General features: G+C 72.6%; 19 protein-coding genes, 1 pseudogene and 1 riboswitch. Of the genes and pseudogenes, 12 read left to right on the forward strand and 8 right to left on the reverse strand.

Going from position 1 to position 22071, the window contains the following annotated elements; all coding sequences use genetic code 11:
• Positions 1–32: 32 nt before the first annotated feature.
• Both ABZ441_RS31625 and ABZ441_RS31630 read right to left on the reverse strand, forming a co-directional pair.
• Positions 33–254 carry a helix-turn-helix domain-containing protein gene (locus tag ABZ441_RS31625; protein WP_006123601.1) on the reverse strand — a complete coding sequence of 74 codons (222 nt, stop codon included), beginning with the start codon at positions 252–254 and terminating at the stop codon, positions 33–35.
• A 357-nt stretch (positions 255–611) separates the two neighbouring features.
• On the reverse strand, positions 612–2210 hold the full coding sequence (locus ABZ441_RS31630; protein ID WP_205019413.1) for an ABC-F family ATP-binding cassette domain-containing protein: 1599 nt from the start codon (positions 2208–2210) through the stop codon (positions 612–614).
• Positions 2211–2478: 268 nt separating this feature from the next.
• Here ABZ441_RS31630 and ABZ441_RS31635 point away from each other — a divergent pair, with 268 nt between their 5' ends.
• The gene (locus tag ABZ441_RS31635) at positions 2479–2889 is read left to right on the forward strand and encodes a VOC family protein (RefSeq protein WP_358980505.1); all 411 of its coding nucleotides are present in this window, start codon (positions 2479–2481) and stop codon (positions 2887–2889) included.
• A 50-nt stretch (positions 2890–2939) separates the two neighbouring features.
• On the opposite strand, the gene ABZ441_RS31640 is transcribed toward ABZ441_RS31635, so the two are convergent.
• From ABZ441_RS31640 to ABZ441_RS31650, 3 genes are all read right to left on the reverse strand, one after another.
• Complete coding sequence (locus tag ABZ441_RS31640; RefSeq protein ID WP_358980534.1) at positions 2940–4238, reverse strand: hypothetical protein; 1299 nt, start codon at positions 4236–4238, stop codon at positions 2940–2942.
• A gap of 185 nt (positions 4239–4423) precedes the next feature.
• Positions 4424–5560 carry a hypothetical protein gene (locus tag ABZ441_RS31645; RefSeq protein WP_358980507.1) on the reverse strand — a complete coding sequence of 379 codons (1137 nt, stop codon included), beginning with the start codon at positions 5558–5560 and terminating at the stop codon, positions 4424–4426.
• 68 nt (positions 5561–5628) lie between these two features.
• Positions 5629–6288 (reverse strand): class II aldolase/adducin family protein, encoded by a 660-nt coding sequence (locus tag ABZ441_RS31650; RefSeq protein WP_358980509.1) that lies wholly within the window; start codon positions 6286–6288, stop codon positions 5629–5631.
• A 248-nt stretch (positions 6289–6536) separates the two neighbouring features.
• On the opposite strand from ABZ441_RS31650, the gene ABZ441_RS31655 reads away from it, so the two are divergent.
• From ABZ441_RS31655 to ABZ441_RS31685, 7 genes are all read left to right on the forward strand, one after another.
• On the forward strand, positions 6537–7778 hold the full coding sequence (locus ABZ441_RS31655) for an inorganic phosphate transporter (RefSeq protein WP_358980511.1): 1242 nt from the start codon (positions 6537–6539) through the stop codon (positions 7776–7778).
• 12 nt (positions 7779–7790) lie between these two features.
• Positions 7791–8015, forward strand: coding sequence for a hypothetical protein (locus tag ABZ441_RS31660; protein WP_358980513.1), 225 nt, complete (start codon positions 7791–7793; stop codon positions 8013–8015).
• 142 nt (positions 8016–8157) lie between these two features.
• Positions 8158–8288: riboswitch (cobalamin riboswitch) on the forward strand.
• A 128-nt stretch (positions 8289–8416) separates the two neighbouring features.
• Complete coding sequence (locus ABZ441_RS31665; protein ID WP_358980515.1) at positions 8417–9361, forward strand: cobalamin biosynthesis protein; 945 nt, start codon at positions 8417–8419, stop codon at positions 9359–9361.
• Complete coding sequence (locus tag ABZ441_RS31670) at positions 9358–10944, forward strand: cobyric acid synthase (RefSeq protein WP_358980517.1); 1587 nt, start codon at positions 9358–9360, stop codon at positions 10942–10944. Before ABZ441_RS31665 ends, ABZ441_RS31670 begins: the two co-directional genes overlap by 4 nt.
• The gene (locus ABZ441_RS31675) at positions 10941–12977 is read left to right on the forward strand and encodes a putative cobaltochelatase (protein ID WP_358980519.1); all 2037 of its coding nucleotides are present in this window, start codon (positions 10941–10943) and stop codon (positions 12975–12977) included. The genes ABZ441_RS31670 and ABZ441_RS31675 overlap by 4 nt, the downstream gene beginning before the upstream one ends.
• On the forward strand, positions 12977–13585 hold the full coding sequence (gene cobO / locus ABZ441_RS31680; RefSeq protein ID WP_033305549.1) for a cob(I)yrinic acid a,c-diamide adenosyltransferase: 609 nt from the start codon (positions 12977–12979) through the stop codon (positions 13583–13585). Before ABZ441_RS31675 ends, cobO begins: the two co-directional genes overlap by 1 nt.
• Complete coding sequence (locus ABZ441_RS31685; protein WP_358980522.1) at positions 13579–14925, forward strand: cobyrinate a,c-diamide synthase; 1347 nt, start codon at positions 13579–13581, stop codon at positions 14923–14925. The genes cobO and ABZ441_RS31685 overlap by 7 nt, the downstream gene beginning before the upstream one ends.
• 38 nt (positions 14926–14963) lie before the next feature.
• Here the strand turns inward: ABZ441_RS31685 and ABZ441_RS31690 are convergent, their stop codons facing one another.
• Positions 14964–15686: a ZIP family metal transporter gene (locus ABZ441_RS31690; protein WP_103513725.1), complete on the reverse strand. Its 723-nt coding sequence runs from the start codon at positions 15684–15686 to the stop codon at positions 14964–14966.
• 90 nt (positions 15687–15776) lie between these two features.
• Between ABZ441_RS31690 and cobC the strand changes: the two genes are divergently transcribed.
• The gene (gene cobC, locus ABZ441_RS31695) at positions 15777–17288 is read left to right on the forward strand and encodes an Rv2231c family pyridoxal phosphate-dependent protein CobC (RefSeq protein WP_358980525.1); all 1512 of its coding nucleotides are present in this window, start codon (positions 15777–15779) and stop codon (positions 17286–17288) included.
• A gap of 62 nt (positions 17289–17350) precedes the next feature.
• Here cobC and ABZ441_RS31700 read toward each other — a convergent pair whose 3' ends face one another.
• Positions 17351–18307, reverse strand: coding sequence for an SCO1860 family LAETG-anchored protein (locus tag ABZ441_RS31700; protein WP_358980527.1), 957 nt, complete (start codon positions 18305–18307; stop codon positions 17351–17353).
• A gap of 322 nt (positions 18308–18629) precedes the next feature.
• On the reverse strand, positions 18630–19730 hold the full coding sequence (locus tag ABZ441_RS31705; protein WP_358980529.1) for an amidohydrolase family protein: 1101 nt from the start codon (positions 19728–19730) through the stop codon (positions 18630–18632).
• Between the two features lie 112 nt (positions 19731–19842).
• On the opposite strand from ABZ441_RS31705, the gene ABZ441_RS31710 reads away from it, so the two are divergent.
• The 3 genes and pseudogenes from ABZ441_RS31710 to ABZ441_RS31720 form a co-directional block, all read left to right on the forward strand.
• Positions 19843–20949, forward strand: a complete 1107-nt coding sequence (locus ABZ441_RS31710) for an aminotransferase class V-fold PLP-dependent enzyme (RefSeq protein ID WP_358980531.1) — start codon at positions 19843–19845, stop codon at positions 20947–20949.
• Between the two features lie 336 nt (positions 20950–21285).
• Complete coding sequence (gene ectA, locus ABZ441_RS31715) at positions 21286–21810, forward strand: diaminobutyrate acetyltransferase (RefSeq protein WP_358980533.1); 525 nt, start codon at positions 21286–21288, stop codon at positions 21808–21810.
• 97 nt (positions 21811–21907) lie between these two features.
• A pseudogene (locus ABZ441_RS31720) lies at positions 21908–22071 on the forward strand (diaminobutyrate--2-oxoglutarate transaminase); the annotation flags it as partial.

A 22071-nucleotide genomic window follows, 5' to 3' on the forward strand; every position in this document is an offset into this window, starting at 1 on the left:
GGCCTGGGCCGGCCCGTGACCGCCGCCCGCCGTCAGGCCGAAGCGGCCTTCTTGCCGCGAGTCGCGCCGCCGCGTCCCCGCAGAGTGACTCCGGACTCACTGAGCATCCGGTGTACGAATCCGTAGGAGCGGCCGGTTTCCTCGGCCAGCGCCCGGATGCTCGCACCGGAGTCGTACTTCTTCTTCAGGTCTGCCGCGAGCTTGTCACGCGCGGCGCCGGTTACCCGGCTGCCCTTCTTCAGAGTCTCGGCCACCCGTGCCTCCTCAAGGAAGTGCGCTCTGGACTCTCATGATCACCCCTCCCCGGCTTCCTGGCCACCCATTCGGCAAGGTACGTACGACCGGATTCCGCATCCCGAAGCGCTCCGACACAAGCGGAGTCAGGCATTCCTGGGGGTGTAGGGGCCGCGTCGGGCGATCTGCGGGGCATACGGGCAGGTCAGGGCCGTACGGGGTGGGGCGGCGGAAAACGAGTGCGCCCGGCAGGCATCCGCCGGGCGCCGCGCCGGGGTACGAGACCCGCTCATCCAGATGATGGATCACCTATGGGCCGAATGATCCAGACGCACTGGATCACCGGGCCCCGCACCGGTTCCGGGAGCTCCCGCGGGTCAGGCGAGGGCGACCAGGTCCCGGTAGTCCGCACCCCAGAGGTCCTCGACCCCGTCGGGCAGCAGGATGATGCGCTCCGGCTGGAGCGCCTCGACCGCGCCCTCGTCGTGGGTGACGAGGACGACGGCGCCCTTGTACGTGCGCAGCGCTCCGAGGATCTCCTCGCGGCTGGCCGGGTCGAGGTTGTTCGTCGGCTCGTCGAGCAGCAGCACGTTGGCGGAGGAGACGACGAGCGTCGCCAGGGCCAGCCGGGTCTTCTCCCCGCCGGAGAGCACTCCGGCCGGCTTGTCCACGTCGTCGCCGGAAAAGAGGAAGGAACCGAGCGTCTTGCGGACCTCGACGAGATCGAGGTCGGGCGCCGCGCTGCGCATGTTCTCCAGGACGGTGCGCTCCGGGTCCAGGGTCTCGTGCTCCTGGGCGTAGTAGCCGAGCTTGAGGCCGTGGCCCTCGATGATCTGACCGGTGTCGGCCTTCTCCGCGCCCCCGAGGAGCCGGAGCAGGGTGGTCTTGCCCGCACCGTTGAGGCCGAGGATGACGACACGTGAGCCCTTGTCGATGGCGAGGTCCACGTCGGTGAAGATCTCGAGCGAACCGTAGGACTTGGAGAGCCCCTCGGCCATCAGCGGGGTCTTGCCGCACGGGGACGGCTCGGGGAAGCGCAGCTTCGCCACCTTGTCGGAGACCCGCACGGCCTCCAGCCCGGAGAGCAGGCGCTCGGCCCGCTTGGCCATGTTCTGCGCGGCGACGGTCTTGGTCGCCTTGGCGCGCATCTTGTCCGCCTGGGAGTTCAGGGACGCGGCCTTCTTCTCGGCGTTCTGACGCTCGCGCTTGCGGCGCTTCTCGTCGGCCTCGCGCTGCTGCTGGTAAAGCTTCCAGCCCATGTTGTAGATGTCGATCTGCGCGCGGTTGGCGTCGAGGTAGAAGACCTTGTTGACCACGGTCTCGACGAGCTCGACGTCGTGGGAGATCACGATGAAGCCGCCGCGGTACGTCTTGAGGTAGTCACGCAGCCAGACGATCGAGTCCGCGTCGAGGTGGTTGGTGGGCTCGTCGAGGAGCAGGGTGTCGGCGTCGGAGAACAAGATGCGGGCGAGCTCGACACGGCGGCGCTGACCACCGGAGAGGGTGTGCAGGGGCTGGCCGAGCACCCGGTCGGGCAGGCTCAGCGCGGCGGCGATGGTGGCGGCCTCGGCCTCGGCGGCGTATCCGCCCTTGGTGAGGAACTCCGTCTCCAGGCGCTCGTAGCGCTTCATCGCCTTCTCGCGGGTGGCGCCCTTGCCGTTCGCCATCCGCTCCTCGTTCTCCCGCATCTTGCGCAGGATCTCGTCGAGCCCGCGGGCCGAGAGGATGCGGTCGCGGGCCAGGACGTCGAGGTCGCCGGTGCGCGGGTCCTGCGGGAGGTAGCCGACCTCACCGCTGTTGGTGATGGTGCCGCCGGCCGGCGTCCCCTCACCCGCCAGGCACTTGGTGAGGGTGGTCTTGCCGGCACCGTTGCGGCCGACCAGGCCGATGCGGTCGCCCTTGGCGATACGGAAGGAGGCGGACTCGATGAGGATGCGGGCGCCGGCGCGCAGCTCGATACCGGAAGCGGTGATCACGGAAATACTCCAGGGCGGAATGGACGGCGGAGGGACAGCGGACTCACGACTCGACGCCGTCTAGTGCACAAGGAGAATTGCCATGGGAACCAGTCTACTGGCGGCGTCCACCGGCTTTTCCGCATGCTCAGGGCCCACGGCGGCCCCGCGAGGGCACCCACGGCCACGTCACGCCGCCGGGCGTCCCCCTGCGACCCGGCCGATACTCGACGGAGAAGCGAGACGGAGATCACACCGGCACGGTGTGTGTGCGGAGAGGGTGAGCGTGATGGCGGGCATGGAGGGCGTTCCCACGGTTTTTCCGACGATTCTGTACGACGACGCGAAGGCGGCGATCAGGGTGCTGACCCAGGCCCTGGGCTTCGCCGAGGAAGCGGTGTACGAGGGAGAGGACGGCAGCGTCCTGCACGCCGAGCTGTCCTGCGGCAACGGCCGGGTGATGCTCGGGTCGAAGGGCGGCCGGGGCGTCTTCGCCCAGGCGATGGCGGGCGCCGGGCCGGCCGGGGTGTACGTGGTGGTGGACGAGGTGGACGCCCACCACGCCCGGGCGGTGGAACACGGCGTGGAGATTCTGTTGCCGCCGACCGACCAGGACTACGGCTCGCGCGACTACATGGCGCGGGACCCCGAGGGCAACGTATGGAGCTTCGGTACGTACGCCCCGGGATCCTCGGGCTGAGCGCCCCCGGGGCGGCACGGTCCCGCACGGGTCACTGCGGGGCGCGCGGCTCACACCCCGCCGGTGTGCACCTGGAAGGCCGCGCGGCGCACGGCTTTGGCCAGGGCCGGGTCCGGGTGGGCCGCCGCCAGGGCCACCAGCACCTGGACGGTCCGCGGATGGCCGACGGCCCGTACCTCGTCCAGGAGCGCGGGCACCGTGCCCTGGACGGCCGAGTCGAGGTGACGGACCAGCAGCCCGGTCTCGCCGTGGTCGGCCACGGCCGCGGCGGTGTCGACCCAGAGCCAGGTGGCCTCCTCGCGGCTGAGGACGTCCTGGGCGTCGTCCGGGTCGGTGCCCTCGTACTCGGCGAGCCAGAGCAGGGCGTAGGGGCGCAGCGACGCCTCGGTCACGACGGAACGGACGACGGGCTCCGCGGGGGCTCCCACGACGCGCAGTGCCTCGAAGGCGAGGCCGCGCAGCAGGGCGTCCTCGCCGCGGGCGACGGCCAGCAGTTCGGCCACGGCGCTGCCGACGGGGCGTGCGGCGAGCCAGGCCCGGTATTCGGCGCGGGCCGGACCGGGAGTGAGCCGCGCGCAGCCCAGCAGCATGTCGGCCGCGGACTGCTCGATGTTGCCGGCCGGGCTCTGGGCGGCGACGCAGATCTGCTCCAGCTTGACCCAGACCGCCCAGTTGCCCAGCGGAGTGAGCGTGGCGAGGCCGGCGCCGAGCGTGAGGGCGCCGACGGAGGCGAGGCCCTCCAGGGCCCAGTCGAGCAGCAGCGCGTTCAGGTCTGCGGGGCGTCCGCCGACGGGGGCGGGCTGCTCCTGCGGCCCGTACGGAACCTCGCACCGCTCGTCGTGGAGTTCCGCGACGCGCTGGCCGAGCAGGTCGAGGAGCGCCGGCACGGTCACCGCGCCCGCCGAGAGCTGGAGGAGGGAGAGCACCTGGGGCACGGCCTCGACGGCTTCCGCCACGGCGGTCGCCTCGACGCCTTCGGGCGAGGCGTGGACGAGCGACCAGGCGTCGAAGAGCGCCACCCAGCCGCGGAGCACGGCGGAGTCGTCGCGGTCCCAGGCGCGCAGCCGCCAGCCGCGGCGGGCGGTGTCGCCGTGCATCTCGATGAGTCCGGCCAGCCTGGCCCGGTCCCAGCCGGCCCGCACCTGGGCCGGGGACAGCTGGAGCGCGGCGGCGGCCCGCTCCAGGGCCGGGGCGGCGAGCGGGGCGGAGCCGGCGCTCGTCCCGTCCGCGGCCCAGTGGGCGATCCGTACGGCGTCGGCCAGTACGGCCCTGGCCTGGCGTGCCAGTTCCGCCGGGGGCGGTGTGCCCTCGGGTGGCCGGGGGGCCGGCCTGGTGCGCCGGGTCGTCACTGCCTTGCGGGCGGTCGCCTGGGGTCGCGGGCGGACAAGTCGCAGCCTGGAGTCGCGCGGGGTACGGGACGTCACGAGGAGCAGTCTTGCCTCTGACGGGCCGAAAGCCCAAACGGAAGCCGTGTCACCGGGATTCGCGGGGCCTCCGGGCGGGGGCACCAACCGGGCGGTTCCGGGCCATCAGCTCACATCAGGGGCGTGAGGAAGCGTCTGAGGGCCTCTTCGTAACCGGCCGGATCCGCGTTCCACATCGCCGCATGCGGAGCCTGCGGTACGGAGTGCAGTGTCACCAGGTCGGGCCGGCGTGCGGCGAGTTCCCGGGACTGCTGCCACGGGGCCAGGGCGTCGTCGGGTCCGTGGACGATCAGGGTGGGGGCGTGCAGGGCCGTCGGCACCGAGGTCTCCAGGAGCGGGGCGCCGTGCAGCCCGGTCTGGCCCTGGGCGGCCCGGACTGCGAGGGGCAGCAGCGCGGAGGGGACGCCCCGGGCCGAGGCGAGGGCCCGCAGGGTGGTCCTCCAGTCCAGGACCGGGGAATCGAGGACGAGACCGCTGACCCGGTCGCGGAGCGCGGAGTTGACGGCCGCGTGCAGGGCCATCGACGCGCCGGACGACCAGCCGTGCAGGATGACGTTCTCGGCCCCGTAACGCACGGCGTAGCGGATGGCCGCGTCGAGGTCGCGCCATTCGGACTCACCGAGGTGGGTGAGCCCGTCCGGTGAGCGCGGGGCGCCCGCGTCGCCGCGGTAGGCCAGGTCGAGCACGGGGAACTGCTGGGCGTGGAGGAACCCCAGCACGTTCAGGGGGTGGTCCCTGGTGGTGCCGAGGCCGTGCACGGTGATCACCCAGGTGTCGCGGGCCGCGGGCACGAACCACGCGGGCAGGGGGCCGAGTTCGCCGGGGACCTCCACCTCCTTGTACGCGAGGCCGAGCGCGGTGAGCGGGTCGCCGCGGTGGAGTTCGGGGGTGAGGCGCACCCTGCCACCCGGCTTCAGGCTGCCCAGGGTCACGCGGTCCAGCCTGCGTACGACCGTGTCGGCGGAGGCCGCGTCGTCCCCCTGTTGTCCGACCACCGGGCCGACCACCGCGTGGACGCCCCGGCCGGCCAGTCCGTACGTACCGGGACGCAGCGCGGGGAAGGAGCGGGTCAGGGTGACCTGCCCGGCCGCGGTGGCGTGCACGGTGAGGCGGCGGTCGGCCGGGAAGGGGCGTGGCGAGGGCGCCCCGAGGGCGGCGTCGCTGGCGTAGCGGCCGGCGGCGACCGCTGCCGCGCCGACGCCGAGGATCGAGGTTGCGGCCACTGCCGCCACTGTTGCCGGGCGCACGGCTCCAGTGTCCCGGGCGGCGGCGCCGTCGGCCAGTGGGCGTCGGCCGTACGGTGCGGCGCCCGGGCTCAGCCGGGCTGGCCGTATCCCTTCAGGGCCTCCTGCACGTCGCGCAGCTGGGCCGGGGTGAGGAGGGCCGGCCGGTGGCCGGGCACGGAGCTGGCGGTGAGCCAGAGCCTGCACATCCATTCGAGCTGGGCGGTGCGGTCGTAGGCCTCGTCGAGGGTGGACCCGTGGGTGACGGTGCCGTGGTTGCGCAGCAGGCAGCCGGTGCGGTCGCGCAGGGCGGCCAGCATGTTGTCGGCGAGTTCCCGCGTCCCGTAGAGCGCGTACGGGGCGGTACGGACGGGGCCGCCGAGCATCGCGGCGGCGTAGTGGATGAGCGGCACCTCGGTGACGAGGGTGGAGACGGCCGTGGCGTGCACGGCGTGGGTGTGGACGACTGCGGCGGCGCCGCTGCCCCGGTAGACGGCGAGGTGGAGAGGGAGTTCGCTGGTCGGGGCCAGGTCGCCCAGGACCTGACGTCCGTCGAGGTCGACGCCGACCACGTCGGCCGGGCCGAGCCGGTCGTAGGGCACCCCGCTGGGGGTGACCAGGACGATGTCGCCGACCCGGGCCGACACGTTGCCCGAGGTGCCGACGACGAGGCCGTCCGCCGCGGTACGCCGGGCCGTCGCGACGACACCGTCCCATACCTGTTCGATGGCGTCTCTGTGCTCGTCGGTCATGCGGGGATCCTAGGGGGCACGTGACCGATGTCTCGCCGATGGAGCGCGTCGGCCGCAGCCACAGCCGCCGGAGCGGGGCGGGAGCCGGGCCTCGCACCGGCCGCGGAGGTCCGGCCCACCCACCGCGCACACAAGCGGAACCGGCATACGCGGTTGGGGTCACCATGCCGCCCTGCCCAGTTCATCTTCCGTTCACCCTGGTTGCTTACGTTCCACGTGCCAATGACGTCGAACGATTGCCTGGGTAAATGGAACACATCACGCTGCTGCTTGCGATTGTGGTCGTGACAGCTCTCGTGTTCGATTTCACGAACGGTTTCCACGACACCGCCAACGCGATGGCCACCACCATCTCGACCGGCGCTCTCAAGCCCAAGACAGCGGTGGCCATGTCCGCCGTTCTCAACCTCGTCGGCGCGTTCCTGTCCGTCGAGGTCGCCAAGACGATCTCCGGCGGGATCATCAATGAGGACGGTCTCAGAACCGAGGTCATCTTCGCGGCGCTCGTCGGCGCCATCCTGTGGAATCTGCTGACCTGGCTCGTGGGTCTGCCCTCCAGTTCCTCCCACGCTCTCTTCGGCGGTCTCATCGGCGCCGCGGTGATGTCGGCCGGCTGGTCCTCGATCGACGGCGGCACCGTCGTCACGAAGGTGCTGCTGCCCGCGATCGCGGCTCCGCTGGTGGCCGGTGTCGCCGCGCTGCTGGCCACGAGGCTGACGTACCGCCTCAACCGGAAGATCACGGACGAGGCACAGCTGAAGTCGACCGCCAAGGGCTACCGCGCCGGCCAGATCGCCTCGGCCGGTCTCGTCTCGCTCGCCCACGGCACCAACGACGCGCAGAAGACCATGGGCATCATCACCCTGGCCCTGGTCACCGGCGGCGTCCTCGCCCCCGGTTCCAACCCGCCGGTCTGGGTCATCGCCTCCGCGGGTATCGCGATCGCGCTGGGCACCTACCTCGGCGGCTGGCGCATCATCCGCACCATGGGCAGCGGCCTCACCGACCTGCGTCCGCCGCAGGGATTCGCGGCCCAGACGAGTGCGGCCACCGTCATCCTGGCCTCCTCGCACCTCGGCTTCTCCCTCTCGACCACGCAGTCCTGCTCCGGCGCGGTGATGGGTGCGGGGCTCGGGCGCAAGGGGGGCGTGGTCCGCTGGTCCACCGCCACCCGGATGTTCATCGCCTGGGGCCTGACGCTGCCCGCCGCCGGCCTGGTCGGTGCGGGGGCCGAGTTCCTGACCAAGCAGGGGCCCTGGGGTGTCGCCGTGGTGGCCGCCGTGCTCGTGGGCGGATCCGCCGCCATCTGGCTGCTGTCGCGCCGCAAGCCGGTCGACCACACCAACGTCAACGAGCCCGCGGGCGTCGTCACGACCGCCATCGCGGCCGTCAGCCCGCCGCCCGTCGGCCTGGCGGACACACACCTCAAGACCACGATCCACGCCCCGGCCGACCCCCAGACCGACCCGGCCCGACCGGCCACGGTGTAAGGACAGATCCGTATGAACATCGACTGGGCAGCTCTGGCCTCCGTCTTCGGCGTCAGCCTCGTGATCACCGTCGCGCTCGTGGGCCTCTTCACCCTCGGCATCCTGGGCCTGGCCAAGCAGGTGCCGACGGCTCAGGGCGGCGGCGGTTCCCACGCCCCGGCCCGCGTCGGCGCGTACGCCTGCTTCGGGCTGTGCGCGGCGGCGGTCGCGTACGGGATCTATCTGATCGTCGCCTGACCTCACGGGCACGCACCGGGCCGGACACACCACGTGTGTCCGGCCCGGTGTGCGTCCGGGCACACCGAAGCCTCGCAGGTCAACGGCAGGTTGACGGGCGTTCGCGGAGCATGGTGGACTGCCGGAGCCATTACGGCGACAGAAGAGGAAGCCGGTGCGAATCCGGCGCGGTCCCGCCACTGTCACCGGGGAGCAGCCTCCACACGGAAGTCACGGTCCGCCGCAGCGGACTGGAAGGCCGGAGGAACTGCGGATCCGGAAGCCAGGAGACTCTCGTCGCCGGTCACGTCGAACCAGGGCGCGGACCCTGAGTGAGGACATACGCCATGCCTGGCTGCCCTGCGTCGGTCGCTGCACCACCCGTCCCTGAGGTCCTTCGAGGCGCGACGGCCGGCTGACGCGTGCGAGCCGACCGCATCTTCGCGTACGGCGCCGCCGCCGGTCTGATCGGCGACCTGCTGCTCGGTGATCCCCGGCGGGGACATCCCGTCGCCGCCTTCGGGCGTGCCGCGGCGGGTGCCGAGGACCGGCTGTGGCGCGATCACCGCGGCTGGGGCGCCCTGCACACGCTGGTCTGTGCCGGGGGCGCCACGGGCGCCGCCGCGCTGGCCGCCCGTGCCGTACGGAACCGTCCCGCCGCCGCCGTGGCACTGACCGCTGCCGCCACCTGGGCCGTCGTCGGGGGCACGTCACTGGGCCGCGAGGCCCGTGCCGTCGGCGGGGCGCTGGCCGCCGGGGACATCGAGCTGGCCCGGGAGCGGCTGCCGCATCTGTGCGGCCGGGACCCCCAGGCACTGGACGGGCCCGGGATCGCCCGCGCGGTGGTGGAGTCCGTCGCCGAGAACACCTCCGACGCCGTCGTGGGAGCCCTGGTCTGGGGCGCGGTCGGCGGGGTGCCCGGGCTGGTCGCCTTCCGGGCTGTCAACACGCTCGACGCCATGGTCGGACACAAGTCACCCCGCTACCGGCGCTACGGCTGGGCCTCGGCCCGGCTCGACGACGTCGCCGGATGGCCGGGGGCCCGGCTCACCGCCGCCTTGGCCGTGGCTGCCGGCGGACGCCCGCGCGAGGCCGTCCGGGCCTGGCGGGCCGACGCGGGCCGGCATCCCAGCCCCAACGCGGGCCCGGTGGAGGCCTCGTTCGCGGGAGCGCTCGGCGTACGGCTCGGCGGCACCCTCGCGTACGGCGGGCGGGTCGAGCACCGGCCGGTGCTCAACGGCGGGGCCGGGCGGGACGTGCGGGTCACGGACATCGAACGTGCGGTGCGGCTGTCGCGCCGGGTGAGTGTGCTGGCCCTCGCCGTGTGTGCGGCGGGGCGGCTGGCCAGGGGACGGAGAGTCGGATGAGCGGCGGGCTGCTGGTCGCGGGAACCACGTCGGACGCGGGCAAGAGCGTCGTCACGGCCGGGATCTGCCGGTGGCTTGTGCGACGGGGGGTGAAGGTCGCCCCCTTCAAGGCGCAGAACATGTCGCTGAACTCGTTCGTCACCCGTGGGGGCGCGGAGATCGGCCGGGCGCAGGCGATGCAGGCGCAGGCCGCCCGGGTGGAGCCGTCGGTACTGATGAACCCGGTGCTGCTCAAGCCCGGGGGTGACCGGTCGAGCCAGGTCGTCCTGATGGGGAAGCCGGTCGGCGAGATGAGTGCGCGCGGCTACCACGGGGGACGCCAGGAGGCGCTGCTGGGGACGGTCGTGGACTGTCTGGAGCAACTGCGGGGCACGTATGACGCCGTGATCTGCGAGGGGGCGGGCAGTCCGGCCGAGATCAATCTGCGGCGTACGGACATCGTGAACATGGGCGTCGCGCGAGCCGCCGGGTTCCCCGTGCTGGTGGTCGGCGACATCGACCGGGGCGGTGTGTTCGCCTCGTTCTTCGGTACGACGGCGCTGCTGAGCCCCGAGGACCAGTCGCTGATCGCCGGATACCTGGTCAACAAGTTCCGCGGTGACGTGTCGCTGCTGGAGCCCGGTCTCGACATGCTCCGCGGGCTCACGGGCCGGCGGACGTACGGGGTCCTGCCGTACGCGCACGGGCTGGGCATCGACGAGGAGGACGGGCTGCGGGTGTCGATGCGCGGCACCGTACGGGAGTCGGTCGTGACGCCGCCGCACGGCGAGGACGTGCTGCGGGTCGCGGTGTGCGCCGTACCGCTGATGTCGAACTTCACCGATGTGGACGCCCTGGCGGCCGAACCGGGTGTGATCGTGCGGTTCGTGGACCGGGCGGAGGAACTCGCCGACGCGGACCTCGTGGTCGTGCCCGGGACCCGGGGGACCGTGAAGGCACTGGCCTGGCTGCGCGAGCGGGGGCTTGCCGAGGCGCTGCGGCGACGGGCCGCCGAGGGGCGGCCCGTGCTGGGGATCTGCGGCGGTTTCCAGGTGCTGGGCGAGCGCATCGAGGACGACGTGGAGTCACGGGCCGGCCTGGTCGAGGGGCTCGGGCTGCTGCCGGTACGGGTCCGTTTCGGCCGGGAGAAGGTCCTGGAACGGCCTGTCGGTTCGGCGCTCGGGGAGCCGGTGGAGGGATACGAGATCCATCACGGGGTCGCCGAGGTGAACGGCGGCGAGCCGTTCCTGGACGGGTGCCGGGTGGGCTCGGTCTGGGGGACGCACTGGCACGGGTCGCTGGAGAGCGACGCGTTCCGGCGGGCGTTCCTGGGTGAGGTCGCGCGGGCCGCGGGTCGGCGGTTCGTCCCGGCGCCCGACACGAGCTTCGAGGCGTTGCGGGAGGAACAGCTGGACCGGCTGGGGGACCTGATCGAGGAGCACGCCGATACGGACGCCCTGTGGCGGCTCATCGAGACCGGCGCGCCGGCGGGTCTGCCGTTCATCGCTCCGGGTGCGCCGCCGACGCCTGCGCCGGACCAGGCTCCCGGAACGCCGGTCGGGCTCGGTCATGCAGTTGTGGTCGCTACAGAGGAGACTCCGTGAATACGCCCTATCCCTTCACCGCCATCGTCGGGCAGGACGATCTGCGGCTCGGGCTGTTGCTCAACGCCGTCAGTCCGGCCGTCGGCGGGGTGCTCGTGCGGGGTGAGAAGGGGACCGCCAAGTCCACCGCCGTGCGGGCGCTCGCCGCGCTGATGCCCGAGGTCGAGGTCGTCGCGGGGTGCCGTTTCTCGTGCGCCCCGGCGGCACCCGATCCGGCGTGTCCCGACGGCCCCCACGAGGCGGGTACGGGCGCGTCGCGTCCGGCGCGGACCGTGGAGCTTCCGGTAGGCGCGTCGGAGGACCGGCTCGTCGGGGCGCTCGACATCGAACGGGCGCTCTCGGAAGGCGTGAAGGCCTTCGAGCCGGGGCTGCTCGCCGACGCCCATCGCGGGATCCTCTACGTCGACGAGGTCAATCTCCTCCACGACCACCTGGTGGACCTGCTGCTCGACGCGGCGGCCATGGGTGCCTCGTACGTCGAGCGGGAGGGTGTCTCGGTCCGTCACGCGGCGCGCTTCCTGCTGGTGGGGACGATGAACCCGGAGGAGGGCGAATTGCGCCCCCAGCTCCTGGACCGCTTCGGGCTGACCGTCGAGGTGGCCGCCTCGCGTGAGACGGACCTGCGCGTCGAGGTCGTGCGGCGGCGGCTCGCGTACGACGACGATCCGGCGGGGTTCGCGGCGCGGTGGGCGGACGAGGAGACCGCGTTGCGTGAACGGATCGTCGCCGCGCGCGCCCTGCTCCCGCGTGTGGTGCTCGGTGACGGCGTGCTGCGGCAGATCGCGGCGACCTGCGCGGCGTTCGAGGTCGACGGCATGCGTGCCGACATCGTCATGGCCCGTACCGCGACGGCGCTGGCCGCGTGGGCGGGGCGCGAGGAGGTCGTGGCGGAGGACGTACGGCAGGCCGCGCTCCTGGCCCTCCCCCACCGGCGACGGCGCAATCCGTTCGACGCGCCCGGGCTGGACGAGGACAAGCTGGACGAGGCTCTGGAGGACGCTGCGGACGAGCAGGGCGGGGGCGACGACGATCCGGACCCCGACGGGCCCGGCGGCGGTGTGCCTCCGCAGGGCGGCGGGCCCGAGAGCGACGGCGGCGGCTCGGACGCGGGCGGCTCCGACGACGGGGGCGCCGACGCGCCCGGCCGGGAGGACGGCGGGAGCGGCGACGCGCCCGCACCGGGCGGCGGTGCCGGGGAGCAGCAGCCCGCGCGGGCCGGCGAGCCGTTCCGTACGAAGATGCTGAGCGTGCCCGGTCTGGGCGAGGGCGCGGCCGGGCGGCGGTCCCGGGCGCGTACCGAGCACGGCAGGACCACCGGTTCGCGGCGGCCCGAGGGTGCGCTGACGAAGCTGCACCTGGCGGCGACCGTGCAGGCGGCGGCGCCGCACCAGCGGGCACGCGGGCGGTCGGGGCGGGGCCTCGTCGTACGGCGGGACGATCTGCGGCAGGCGACACGGGAGGGGCGCGAGGGCAATCTGGTGCTGTTCGTCGTGGACGCCTCCGGGTCGATGGCGGCCCGGCAGCGGATGAGCGCGGTGAAGGGCGCGGTGATGTCGCTGCTGCTGGACGCGTACCAGCGCAGGGACAAGGTCGGCCTGGTCACCTTCCGGGGGAAGGACGCCGAGGTGGCGCTGCCCCCGACCTCGTCGGTGGACGCGGCGGCCGCCCGGCTGGAGTCGCTCCCGACGGGCGGGCGTACCCCGCTGGCCGCCGGACTGCTGAGGGCGCACGACGTGCTGCGCGTGGAGCGGCTGCGTGATCCGTCGCGGCGGCCGCTGCTGGTCGTGGTGACGGACGGCCGGGCGACCGGGGGCGTGGATCCGGTGGCGCTGGCGGGGCGGGCAGGTCGGCTGCACGCCTCCGAGGGCACCGCGTCGGTCGTCGTGGACTGCGAGTCGGGGTTCGTACGCCTCGGTCTCGCCGCACAGCTCGCCCGGGATCTGGGAGGCAGCGCGGTCACGCTCGACGAGCTGCGCGCCGACTCGATCGCCGGGCTGGTCAAGGACATCACTGCTGCCGGGAGGGCCGCGTAATGCCACAGGGACAGCCTGTATCGGTACCGGACGACGGGCTGACGACACGTCAGCGCCGTAATCGTCCACTGCTGTTCGTCCACACGGGCATCGGCAAGGGCAAGTCGACGGCGGCCTTCGGGCTGGCACTGCGGGCCTGGAACCAGGGCTGGCCGATCGGGGTGTTCCAGTTCGTGAAGTCGGCGAAGTGGAAGGTCGGCGAGGAGAACGCGCTGAAGGTGCTGGGGGCGAGCGGCGAGGGCGGCACCGTCGACTGGCACAAGATGGGCGAGGGCTGGTCGTGGGTCCAGAGGGGCATCCACGGTGACAACTCCGACAACGAGGAGAAGGCCCGCGAGGGCTGGGAGCAGGTCAAGCGCGACCTGGCCGCCGAGACGTACAAGCTGTACGTGCTCGACGAGTTCGCCTATCCGATGCACTGGGGCTGGATCGACACCGACGAGGTCGTCGAGGTCATGCGCGACCGTCCGGGGACGCAGCACGTGGTGATCACCGGACGCAACGCTCCCCAGAAGCTGATCGAGGCCGCCGACCTGGTGACCGACATGTCGAAGGTCAAGCACCCGATGGACGCCGGCCAGAAGGGCCAGAGAGGCATCGAGTGGTGAGTGTTCCTCGTCTGGTCATCGCCGCACCCGCCTCGGGCAGCGGCAAGACCACGGTGGCCACGGGCCTGATGGCGGCCTTCGCGGGGCGTGGCCTCGCGGTGTCCCCGCACAAGGTGGGGCCCGACTACATAGACCCCGGTTACCACGCGCTGGCCACCGGCCGCCCGGGGCGCAACCTCGACGCGTACATGTGCGGGCCCGGTCTGATCGCCCCGCTGTTCACCCACGGTGCGAGCGGTTGCGACCTGGCGGTCGTCGAGGGGGTGATGGGGCTGTACGACGGGGCCTCGGGGCAGGGCGAACTCGCCTCGACCGCCCAGGTCTCCAAGCTGCTGCGGGCTCCCGTCGTGCTGGTCGTCGACGCGTCCTCGCAGTCGCGTTCGGTGGCGGCCCTGGTGCACGGATTCGCCTCCTGGGACCCGGAGGTGCGGATCGGCGGGGTGATCCTGAACAAGGTGGCCTCCGACCGTCACGAGGCGCTGCTCCGGGAGGCCCTCGACGAGTCGGGGCTGCCGGTCCTCGGGGTGCTGCGGCGGGCACCGCAGGTCGCGACCCCCTCGCGCCATCTGGGCCTGGTCCCGGTGGCCGAGCGGCAGACCGATGCCCTGGACGCCGTCGGCGCGATGGGCGACCGTGTGTCCGAGGGCTGCGACCTGGACGCCCTGATGGCGCTCGCCCGCTCGGCACCGGATCTGCCCGACGAGGCGTGGGAGCCGGAGCGGCATCCGGCACCGCGCACCCGGCCGGTGGTGGCCGTGGCGGGAGGCGCGGCGTTCACCTTCGCCTACGCCGAGCACGCCGAGCTGCTGACCGCTGCGGGCGCCGAGGTGGTCGTCTTCGATCCGCTGCGCGACGAGGAGCTCCCGGCGGGCACGGCGGGGCTGGTCGTCGGCGGCGGCTTCCCCGAGGTGTACGCGCCGGAGCTGTCGGCGAACGAGCCGTTGCGCCGGGCGGTGACCGAACTCGCCCGCTCCGGCGCCCCGGTGGCGGCCGAGTGCGCGGGCCTGCTCTATCTGGCCCGTGAGCTGGACGGCCGCCCGATGTGCGGGGTGCTGGACGCCTCGGCCCGGATGTCGGAGCGGCTGACCCTCGGCTACCGGCAGGCGGTGGCGGTGTCCGACAGCGTGCTGGCGGTGGCCGGGACACGGCTGCGCGGGCACGAGTTCCACCGGACGGTGCTGGAGCCCGGGGCCGGCACGACGCCCGCCTGGGGGCTGCACCAGCCGGAGCGGCGGGTGGAGGGCTTCGTGCAGGGGGGCGTGCACGCGAGCTATCTGCACACGCACTGGGCGGCGGCGCCCGGGGTCGCGCGGCGTTTCGTGGAGCAGTGCCGGGGGTGAGACCGATCCGTTCCTGTGGAGCGGCGCCGGACGTGACGTCACTCCGCGATGCCGACCACCAGCCAGATGAAGCCCACCCCCGCGACCGTGCACAGCAGCGTCGAGCGGGCCGGGTGGTCGTGGTGCGCCTCGGGGAGGATCTCGGCCGCGGCGAGATAGAGGAGTGCCCCGCCGAAGAAGCCGAGATAACAGCCGAGCAGTTCCTCCGGAAGGGTGAACAGCAGTGTGGTCGCCGCGCCCACGATCGGGGCCAGGGCGTCGGCGTACAGCATCAGGAGGGCCTTGCGGCGGGCGTTCCCGTAGAGGCTGGTGATCGTGTACGTGTTGAACCCGTCGGCGAAGTCATGGGTGATGACGGCGAGCGCGACGGCGGCTCCCATTCCTCCGCCGATCTGGAACGCGGCCCCGAGCGCGATGCCGTCCATCAGGCTGTGGCCCACCATCGCGGCCGCCGCGGTCAGCCCGACCTGCGGCACCCGTTCCTCGCCGGCCCCGTGTGCCGCTTGGCGTACGGCCAGCGAGCGCTCGACGAGATGGGCCGTCAGGAAGCCCCCCACGAAGAGCAGCAGGGCGGCGGGGACACCGAAGACCACACCGCCCGCGGCCTCCACCGCCTCGGGCAGCAGATCGAGACCGACGACGCCCAGCATCAGTCCGCCGGCGAAGCCGAGCACGAGGTGGCGGCGGTCGCTGACGCGTTGCGCGACCCAGCCGCCCGCCAGGGTCATCAGGAACGCGCCGAGCGCGACGAATACCGCCATGCGCCCTTGCTAGCGGATTGACCCCGCAGCCCGCACCTCAGGGCCGCCTTACCGGTGTCCCCCGCCCCCTGCTCGAAAGGAGCTTCTCCCATGATCCGGGCCACGCTCGTCGTCGGTGTCGGTGCCCGTCGCGGTGTCCCGGCCGAGGAGGTGCTCGGGCTGATCCGCAGGACGCTGGAGGAGGCCGGGTGCGCGGCCGGGGACGTGGTCGAGCTGGCGACGCTCGACACCAGGGCGGACGAGCCGGGAATCACCGGCGCCGCGGCACGCCTGGGGGTGCCCGTGCGGTCGTACGCGGCCGGGGTGCTGGCGGAGGTCCCCGTTCCCCATCCCTCGACGGCGCCGCGCAGGGCTGTGGGAACCGGGTCGGTCGCGGAGGCGGCGGCCCTCATGGACGCCGGTGAACTGCTGGTTCCCAAGCGGAGGTCGGCCTCGGCGACCTGCGCGGTGGCCCGCCGGTGGCCGTCGGACGTCACCTCGGCATCGACGAATGGCGCCGAGCCGTCCACCATGGCTGCCATGCTGCCCCCCACGAAGCACACCGAGAGCGCCGGGCCCGATCTGCGGCACCACGGCGACGCGGAAGTACGCGGCCTGGACCTGACCGACCTCGCGGTCAACGTACGGACCGGCACACCTCCCGACTGGCTGCGGCAGCGGATAGCCGCGTCGTTGGGATCGCTGGCCGCCTATCCGGACGGGCGGCCCGCGCGGACGGCGGTCGCCGGACGGCACGGGCTCCCCGAGGAACGGGTGCTGCTCACGGCAGGCGCGGCCGAGGCGTTCGTGCTGATCGCGAGGGCGCTGCCCGCACGACGGCCGGTCGTCGTGCACCCCCAGTTCACCGAGCCGGAGGCGGCCCTGCGCGCCGCGGGGCACGAGGTCGGGAGGGTTCTGCTACGCCCTGAGGACGGCTTCCGGCTGGATCCGGCGGCGGTGCCCGAGGACGCGGACCTGGTGGTGGTCGGCAACCCGACCAACCCGACGTCCGTGCTCCACCCCGCAGGCGTGCTGGAGCAACTGGCGCGGCCGGGGCGGACGCTGGTGGTGGACGAGGCGTTCATGGACGCCGTTCCGGGCGAGCGTGAGGCGCTGTGCGCGCGCCAGGACGTTCCCGGGCTCGTCGTGCTGCGCAGCCTGACCAAGACCTGGGGCCTCGCGGGTCTGCGGATCGGTTACGTGCTGTCCGATCCGGCGACGGTCGCCCTCCTCCAGGACGCGCAGCCGCTGTGGCCGGTGTCCTCCCCCGCGCTCGCGGCGGCGGAGGCGTGCATGGAGCCGCGTGCGCTGGTCGAGGCGGCGGACGCGGCGGACCGTGTCGTGGTGGACCGGGCGCATCTGCTGGCCGGGCTCGCGGAGTTCAGCGAAGTACGGGTGGTGGAGCCGGCCGCCGGGCCGTTCGTGCTGCTGCGGCTGGAGCGGGCGGACGAGGTGCGGAACCTGCTGCGTTCGCGCGGATTCGCGGCGCGGCGCGGGGACACGTTCCCCGGGCTGGGAGCCGAGTGGCTGCGGATCGCCGTACGCGACCGGGTGACGACCAACCGGTTCCTGCAGGCGCTCGACCTGGCCCTGCAGGGACTGCCCCGGAGAGCCGTCGGCTGACGGCTTCCCCGGCACGGGGAGCGGTGTCCCGTCGTGCGGACACCGCGCCCTGAGGCACGCGGTCAGTCCTGGGCCCGCCTGCGGGCGATCACCGTGGCACCGGCGCCGACCGCCAGCAGCACCGCCGCGGCACCCGCGATGTACGGGGTCGAGGAGCTGGATCCGGTCTCGGCGAGGTCACCTGCTCCGGAGGCCGGGGCGGGGTCGGTCCCGGTCTGGGGCTTCACCTCGACGGGCTCCTCCCTGCCGGCGGTGCCTTCCTCTCCGCCCGTCGAACCGCCGTCGTCCGAGCCGCCGCCCCGGGGCGTCTCGCACGTCGCTTCGGCCAGCGTGACCTCGCCCTCCACCTCGGCGACGTTCAGCTTCAGCGGGTTCACGGAGACCCGTAGCCGCAGCGCCGTCGCAGCGGCCGTCCGCGTGGTCGTCGCGGTCTCCGACAGGTCGAGCGTCACGTCGCCCACGCCCGGTACCTCGACCTTCGTCGTGCCGCCCGAGGTGAGCCGGATCTTTTTGCCCAGCACCGTCACGTGCCCCGGCACGTTCGACTCGGCGACCGGCTCGCGGCCGACCTCGCACGCCGCCTTGGAGGTGACCTCCTGCACCTCGATCAGCGAGAGCAGCGGCAGCCCCGGCACGTGGACCCGCGCCGCGGCGAGGTTCGTGTAACCCTCCGCCTTGTGCTCGTCCACCGTGGCGTTCGCCGTGGCCACATCGGCCTTCAGCACGCGGATGGGACGCCCCTTCTCAGCTCCGTCGAGCTCGACGGTGAGAGCGGTCCTCTCCGCGCTCGCGGGCGCGTGCACCTCGTTGAGCGTGGCCTTGAGGGGCACCTGGACCGACTTGTCCAGGAGCGAGACGTCGAGCCCGGCGCGGAGCACGACCGCGCTCGCCTTTCCGTGGCCACCGTCCGACGGGGCCGGGTTCGTCGCGGGGGCTGCCTGCGCGGGGACGGCGAGGAGCAGGGCGACGGGTGCGGCGGCGAGCGCCAGGGCGGCCGGGCGGAAGGTGTTGCTGTTCAAGATGGTGGAACCCCCACAAGAGACATGGAGCCACCGGCGCCGTCCAATGGGGGACATCGCGGGCACCGGCGGCCTCGACTCCGTGAATCTTTACGCACGGAGAGTGAACGGGCGGACACCTAAAGCCAGTTCACTCCAAAGAGGGGTTTCCGCATACACATTCGAATCCAACGGCACAGGCATCCCTCGGATTCACCCGTTTCACCGCCCACGGGACGCACGCAGCGGTCATCGTGAGCGACGCGCAGAAGTACTACAACGAGAGGCGGTGCCCGAGGTCACCGCCGGTCAACACGGCGCCCTTCCCGCGGTCAACCGGTGATCAGCCCATCACCCGCCCGTTGAGCACCACCGTCCGCGGGGACGCCAGCATCCGTACGTCGGCCCTCGGGTCCTCGTCGTAGATCACCAGGTCCGCCGGAGCCCCTTCCTCGAGCACCGGCCTGCCGAGCCACCGCCGCGCGCCCCAGGCCGTCGCGGAGAGTGCGTCGAGGGCAGGGATGCCGGCCTTCACCAGTTCGGCGACCTCGTCCGCGATGAGCCCGTGGGCCAGGGACCCGCCCGCGTCCGTGCCGGTGAAGACCGGGATTCCCGCGTCGTATGCCGCGCGCACGGTGTCGTAGCGGCTCGCGTGGAGGCGCCGCATATGGGCGGACCAGCGCGGGTACCTCGTCTCACCGCCGGCCGCGAGGTCGGGAAAGGTGGCGATGTTGACCAGGGTCGGGACGATCGCCACACCACGCTCGGCGAAGAGCGGGATGGTGTCCTCGGTCAGCCCTGTCGCGTGCTCGATGCAGTCGATCCCGGCCTCCACCAGGTCCCGCAGCGCGTCCTCGGCGAAGCAGTGGGCGGTGACCCGGGCGCCGAGCCGGTGCGCCTCGGCGATCGCGGCCTCCACCTCGCCGCGGGGCCAGCAGGCGGACAGGTCCCCGGCGTCGCGGTCGATCCAGTCGCCCACCAGCTTCACCCAGCCGTCGCCGCGCCGCGCCTCCCGCGCCACGTAGGCGACGAGGTCGCCGGGCTCGATCTCATGGGCGAAGTTGCGGATGTAGCGACGGGTCCTGGCGATGTGCCGCCCCGCCCTGATGATCTTCGGGAGATCCTCGCGTGCGTCCACCCACCTCGTGTCGGAGGGCGATCCGGCGTCCCGGATGAGCAGCGTGCCGGCCTCCCGGTCGGCGAGGGCCTGCTTCTCGCTGGTCGCCGCGTCGACGGGGCCGTGGTGGCCGAGTCCGACGTGGCAGTGCGCGTCCACGAGGCCGGGCAGCGCCCATCCGGTGAGCGTCACGGCGTCGTCCGCGCCCGGCGGCCTCTCGTACGTGATCCGACCGCCGACCGCCCAGAGCTCCTCCCTGACCTCATCGGGTCCGACGAGCACCCGCCCCTTGATCCGCAGCACCGTCGCCACCTCGTGATCACTCATGGGCAGCACTGTACGAGGCGGCCCGCCCTGGGACCCCAGGGGTCCGGGAGGTGCTGGGTACCCTCGACGCAGGCGCTGACCGCGCACCGGCCGACCCGAAGAGAGCACCACAGTGACGCACCCGTTCCTCGACCTCGCCCCGCTCACCGCCGACCGTTTCGCGGCGATCGAGCGGCGGGTGGCCGCCCTCCTCGCCACCGGGCAGGACGTCGTCATCATGCAGGGCGAGGCGCTGCTGCCCCTCGAAGGCTGCATCCGGGGCGGTGCCCGGCCCGGTTCGACCGCGCTGAACATCGTCACGGGACCCTACGGCCAGACCTTCGGCAACTGGCTGCGTGACTGCGGCGCCGAGGTCGTCGACCTCGCGGTGCCGTTCCACTCGGCGGTCACCGCCGAGCAGGTCGAGCGGGCGCTGGCCGAGCACCCCGGGATCGACTTCGTGTCACTCGTGCACGCCGAGGCGGCGACCGGCAACACCAACCCGGTCGCGGAGATCGGCGAGGTGGTGCGGGCGCACGGTGCGCTGTTCATGGTGGACGCCGTCGCGTCGGTAGGCGCGGAACCGCTCCTTGTGGACGCCTGGGGTGTGGACCTGTGCGTCATCGGCGCACAGAAGGCCATGGGCGGCCCGGCCGGGGTGTCCGCCGTGTCGGTGAGCCCGCGGGCATGGGAGCGGATGGCCGCCAACCCGGGGGCCCCGCGTCAGTCCTACCTCTCGCTGCTGGACTGGAAGGCCCGCTGGATCGACGGGGGCCGCAGGGCGCTGCCGCACGCTCCCGCCCAGTTGGAGATGCTGGCGCTCGACGCGTGTCTGGACCGGATCGAGACGGACGGCCTGGACACCGTCATCGCGCGGCACGCGTCGGCGGCCGTGGCCGCGAGGGCGGGCGCGACGGCACTCGGAGGCGGCCTCGAGCCGTACGTCCTCGACGCGGCGCACGCGGCGCCGGTCGCCACGACCCTGCGGACCCCAGCGGGTGTCGACGCGGCGGAACTGGTGGCCGACGCCCTGGCGGCGGACCCGTCGCTGCCGCTGATCGCGGGAGGCGGGGCGCTGTCCAAGGAAATGATCCGGGTCAATCACTACGGCGTGGACGCGACGCGGGACGCGGTGCTGTCCTCACTGGAAGCCCTCGGCACCGCACTGGCCCGCACGGGCAGGAGCACCGATACGGACGCTGCCCACGAGGCCGTCGCGAAAACCTGGCCGAGCAGCTGAATTCATTACGTCGTCACTCCGGCCGATTTAATCGACGCGAAAAGGGGGCTACTTTATCGAAAGTAGCTCCCCGCATTCTTCTTCCCCGGTTCTCAGGCCCTAAACGCAGCAGTTCCTGTCGAGCGGTTCCACACAATCCGAACAGGAGTCACGAGAGTTACAAGGATGTGACTGAACCCACATCGCGTCCGTTATGCCACATAAATCCTGGACAAATGCACCGAAAGCACCGCCCGTTCGCAGCGAGCCCGCGCCCGCGTGATAACACAGCGCACCCTCTCACCCAACCCCTGGCGACGATGCAATTTTGATTTTTGCTGGGTAAATTCAATTTGCATGACCGCCGCACCAGCAGATTTTGCACGTGCCCGAAGCGAATTCCTGAGAATCGACACCCCGCGAGTGGAGGACGGAGCCGCGATCTGGCGCATCGCCCGCGACTCCGAGGTCCTGGACCTCAACTCCTCGTACAGCTACCTGCTGTGGTGCCGTGACTTCGCGGCGACCTCCGTGGTCGCCCGCGACGAGAACGGCGCACCCATAGCCTTCGTGACCGGGTACATCCGCCCCGACCGCCCCGAGACGCTCGTCGTCTGGCAGGTGGCCGTCGACCAGGCCCACCGGGGCAAGGGACTGGCGGCCACGCTGCTGGACGCCCTGACCGCCAGGGTCGCCTCCGAGCAGGGTCTGGCCTCGGTCGAGACGACCATCACTCCGGACAACACCGCTTCCGACCGGCTGTTCACCTCGTTCGCCCAGCGTCACGACGTGCCGCTGGAGCAGGAGGTGCTCTTCGACGGTGCCCTGTTCCCCGAGGGAACGCACCTGCCGGAAGTGCTGTACCGCATCGGTCCGTTCTAGGGCCTCCGACGCCCCTCCGCGCCCCCGCCCGGACGCGGACCCCCTGGGCATGCCTGACCCGCCGCCCGTCACACCCCCCTCGAGCAGGAGATTCGCTGTGACCATCACCCCGCCCGCCCTGAGTGTCTTCGAGAGTCTTGAGTCGGAAGTACGCAGCTACTGCCGCAGCTGGCCCGCGGTCTTCGACCGTGCGCAGGGCGCCCGGCTCACGGACGAGGACGGCCACTCGTACCTGGACTTCTTCGCCGGTGCCGGGTCGCT

Source organism: Streptomyces sp. NPDC005752 (assembly GCF_040630715.1).
Taxonomy (GTDB): Bacteria; Actinomycetota; Actinomycetes; order Streptomycetales; family Streptomycetaceae; genus Streptomyces.

Excerpts from the sequence above, each read along its gene's own strand:
- ABZ441_RS31635 (WP_358980505.1), top strand. The coding sequence starts at position 2,479 with ATGGCGGGCATGGAGGGCGTTCCCACGGTTTTTCCGACGATTCTGTAC.
- ABZ441_RS31650 (WP_358980509.1), bottom strand. The coding sequence starts at position 6,288 with ATGACCGACGAGCACAGAGACGCCATCGAACAGGTATGGGACGGTGTC.
- ABZ441_RS31655 (WP_358980511.1), top strand. The coding sequence starts at position 6,537 with ATGGAACACATCACGCTGCTGCTTGCGATTGTGGTCGTGACAGCTCTC.
- ABZ441_RS31660 (WP_358980513.1), top strand. The coding sequence starts at position 7,791 with ATGAACATCGACTGGGCAGCTCTGGCCTCCGTCTTCGGCGTCAGCCTC.
- ABZ441_RS31670 (WP_358980517.1), top strand. The coding sequence starts at position 9,358 with ATGAGCGGCGGGCTGCTGGTCGCGGGAACCACGTCGGACGCGGGCAAG.
- cobO (WP_033305549.1), top strand. The coding sequence starts at position 12,977 with ATGCCACAGGGACAGCCTGTATCGGTACCGGACGACGGGCTGACGACA.
- ABZ441_RS31690 (WP_103513725.1), bottom strand. The coding sequence starts at position 15,686 with ATGGCGGTATTCGTCGCGCTCGGCGCGTTCCTGATGACCCTGGCGGGC.
- cobC (WP_358980525.1), top strand. The coding sequence starts at position 15,777 with ATGATCCGGGCCACGCTCGTCGTCGGTGTCGGTGCCCGTCGCGGTGTC.
- ABZ441_RS31705 (WP_358980529.1), bottom strand. The coding sequence starts at position 19,730 with ATGAGTGATCACGAGGTGGCGACGGTGCTGCGGATCAAGGGGCGGGTG.
- ectA (WP_358980533.1), top strand. The coding sequence starts at position 21,286 with ATGACCGCCGCACCAGCAGATTTTGCACGTGCCCGAAGCGAATTCCTG.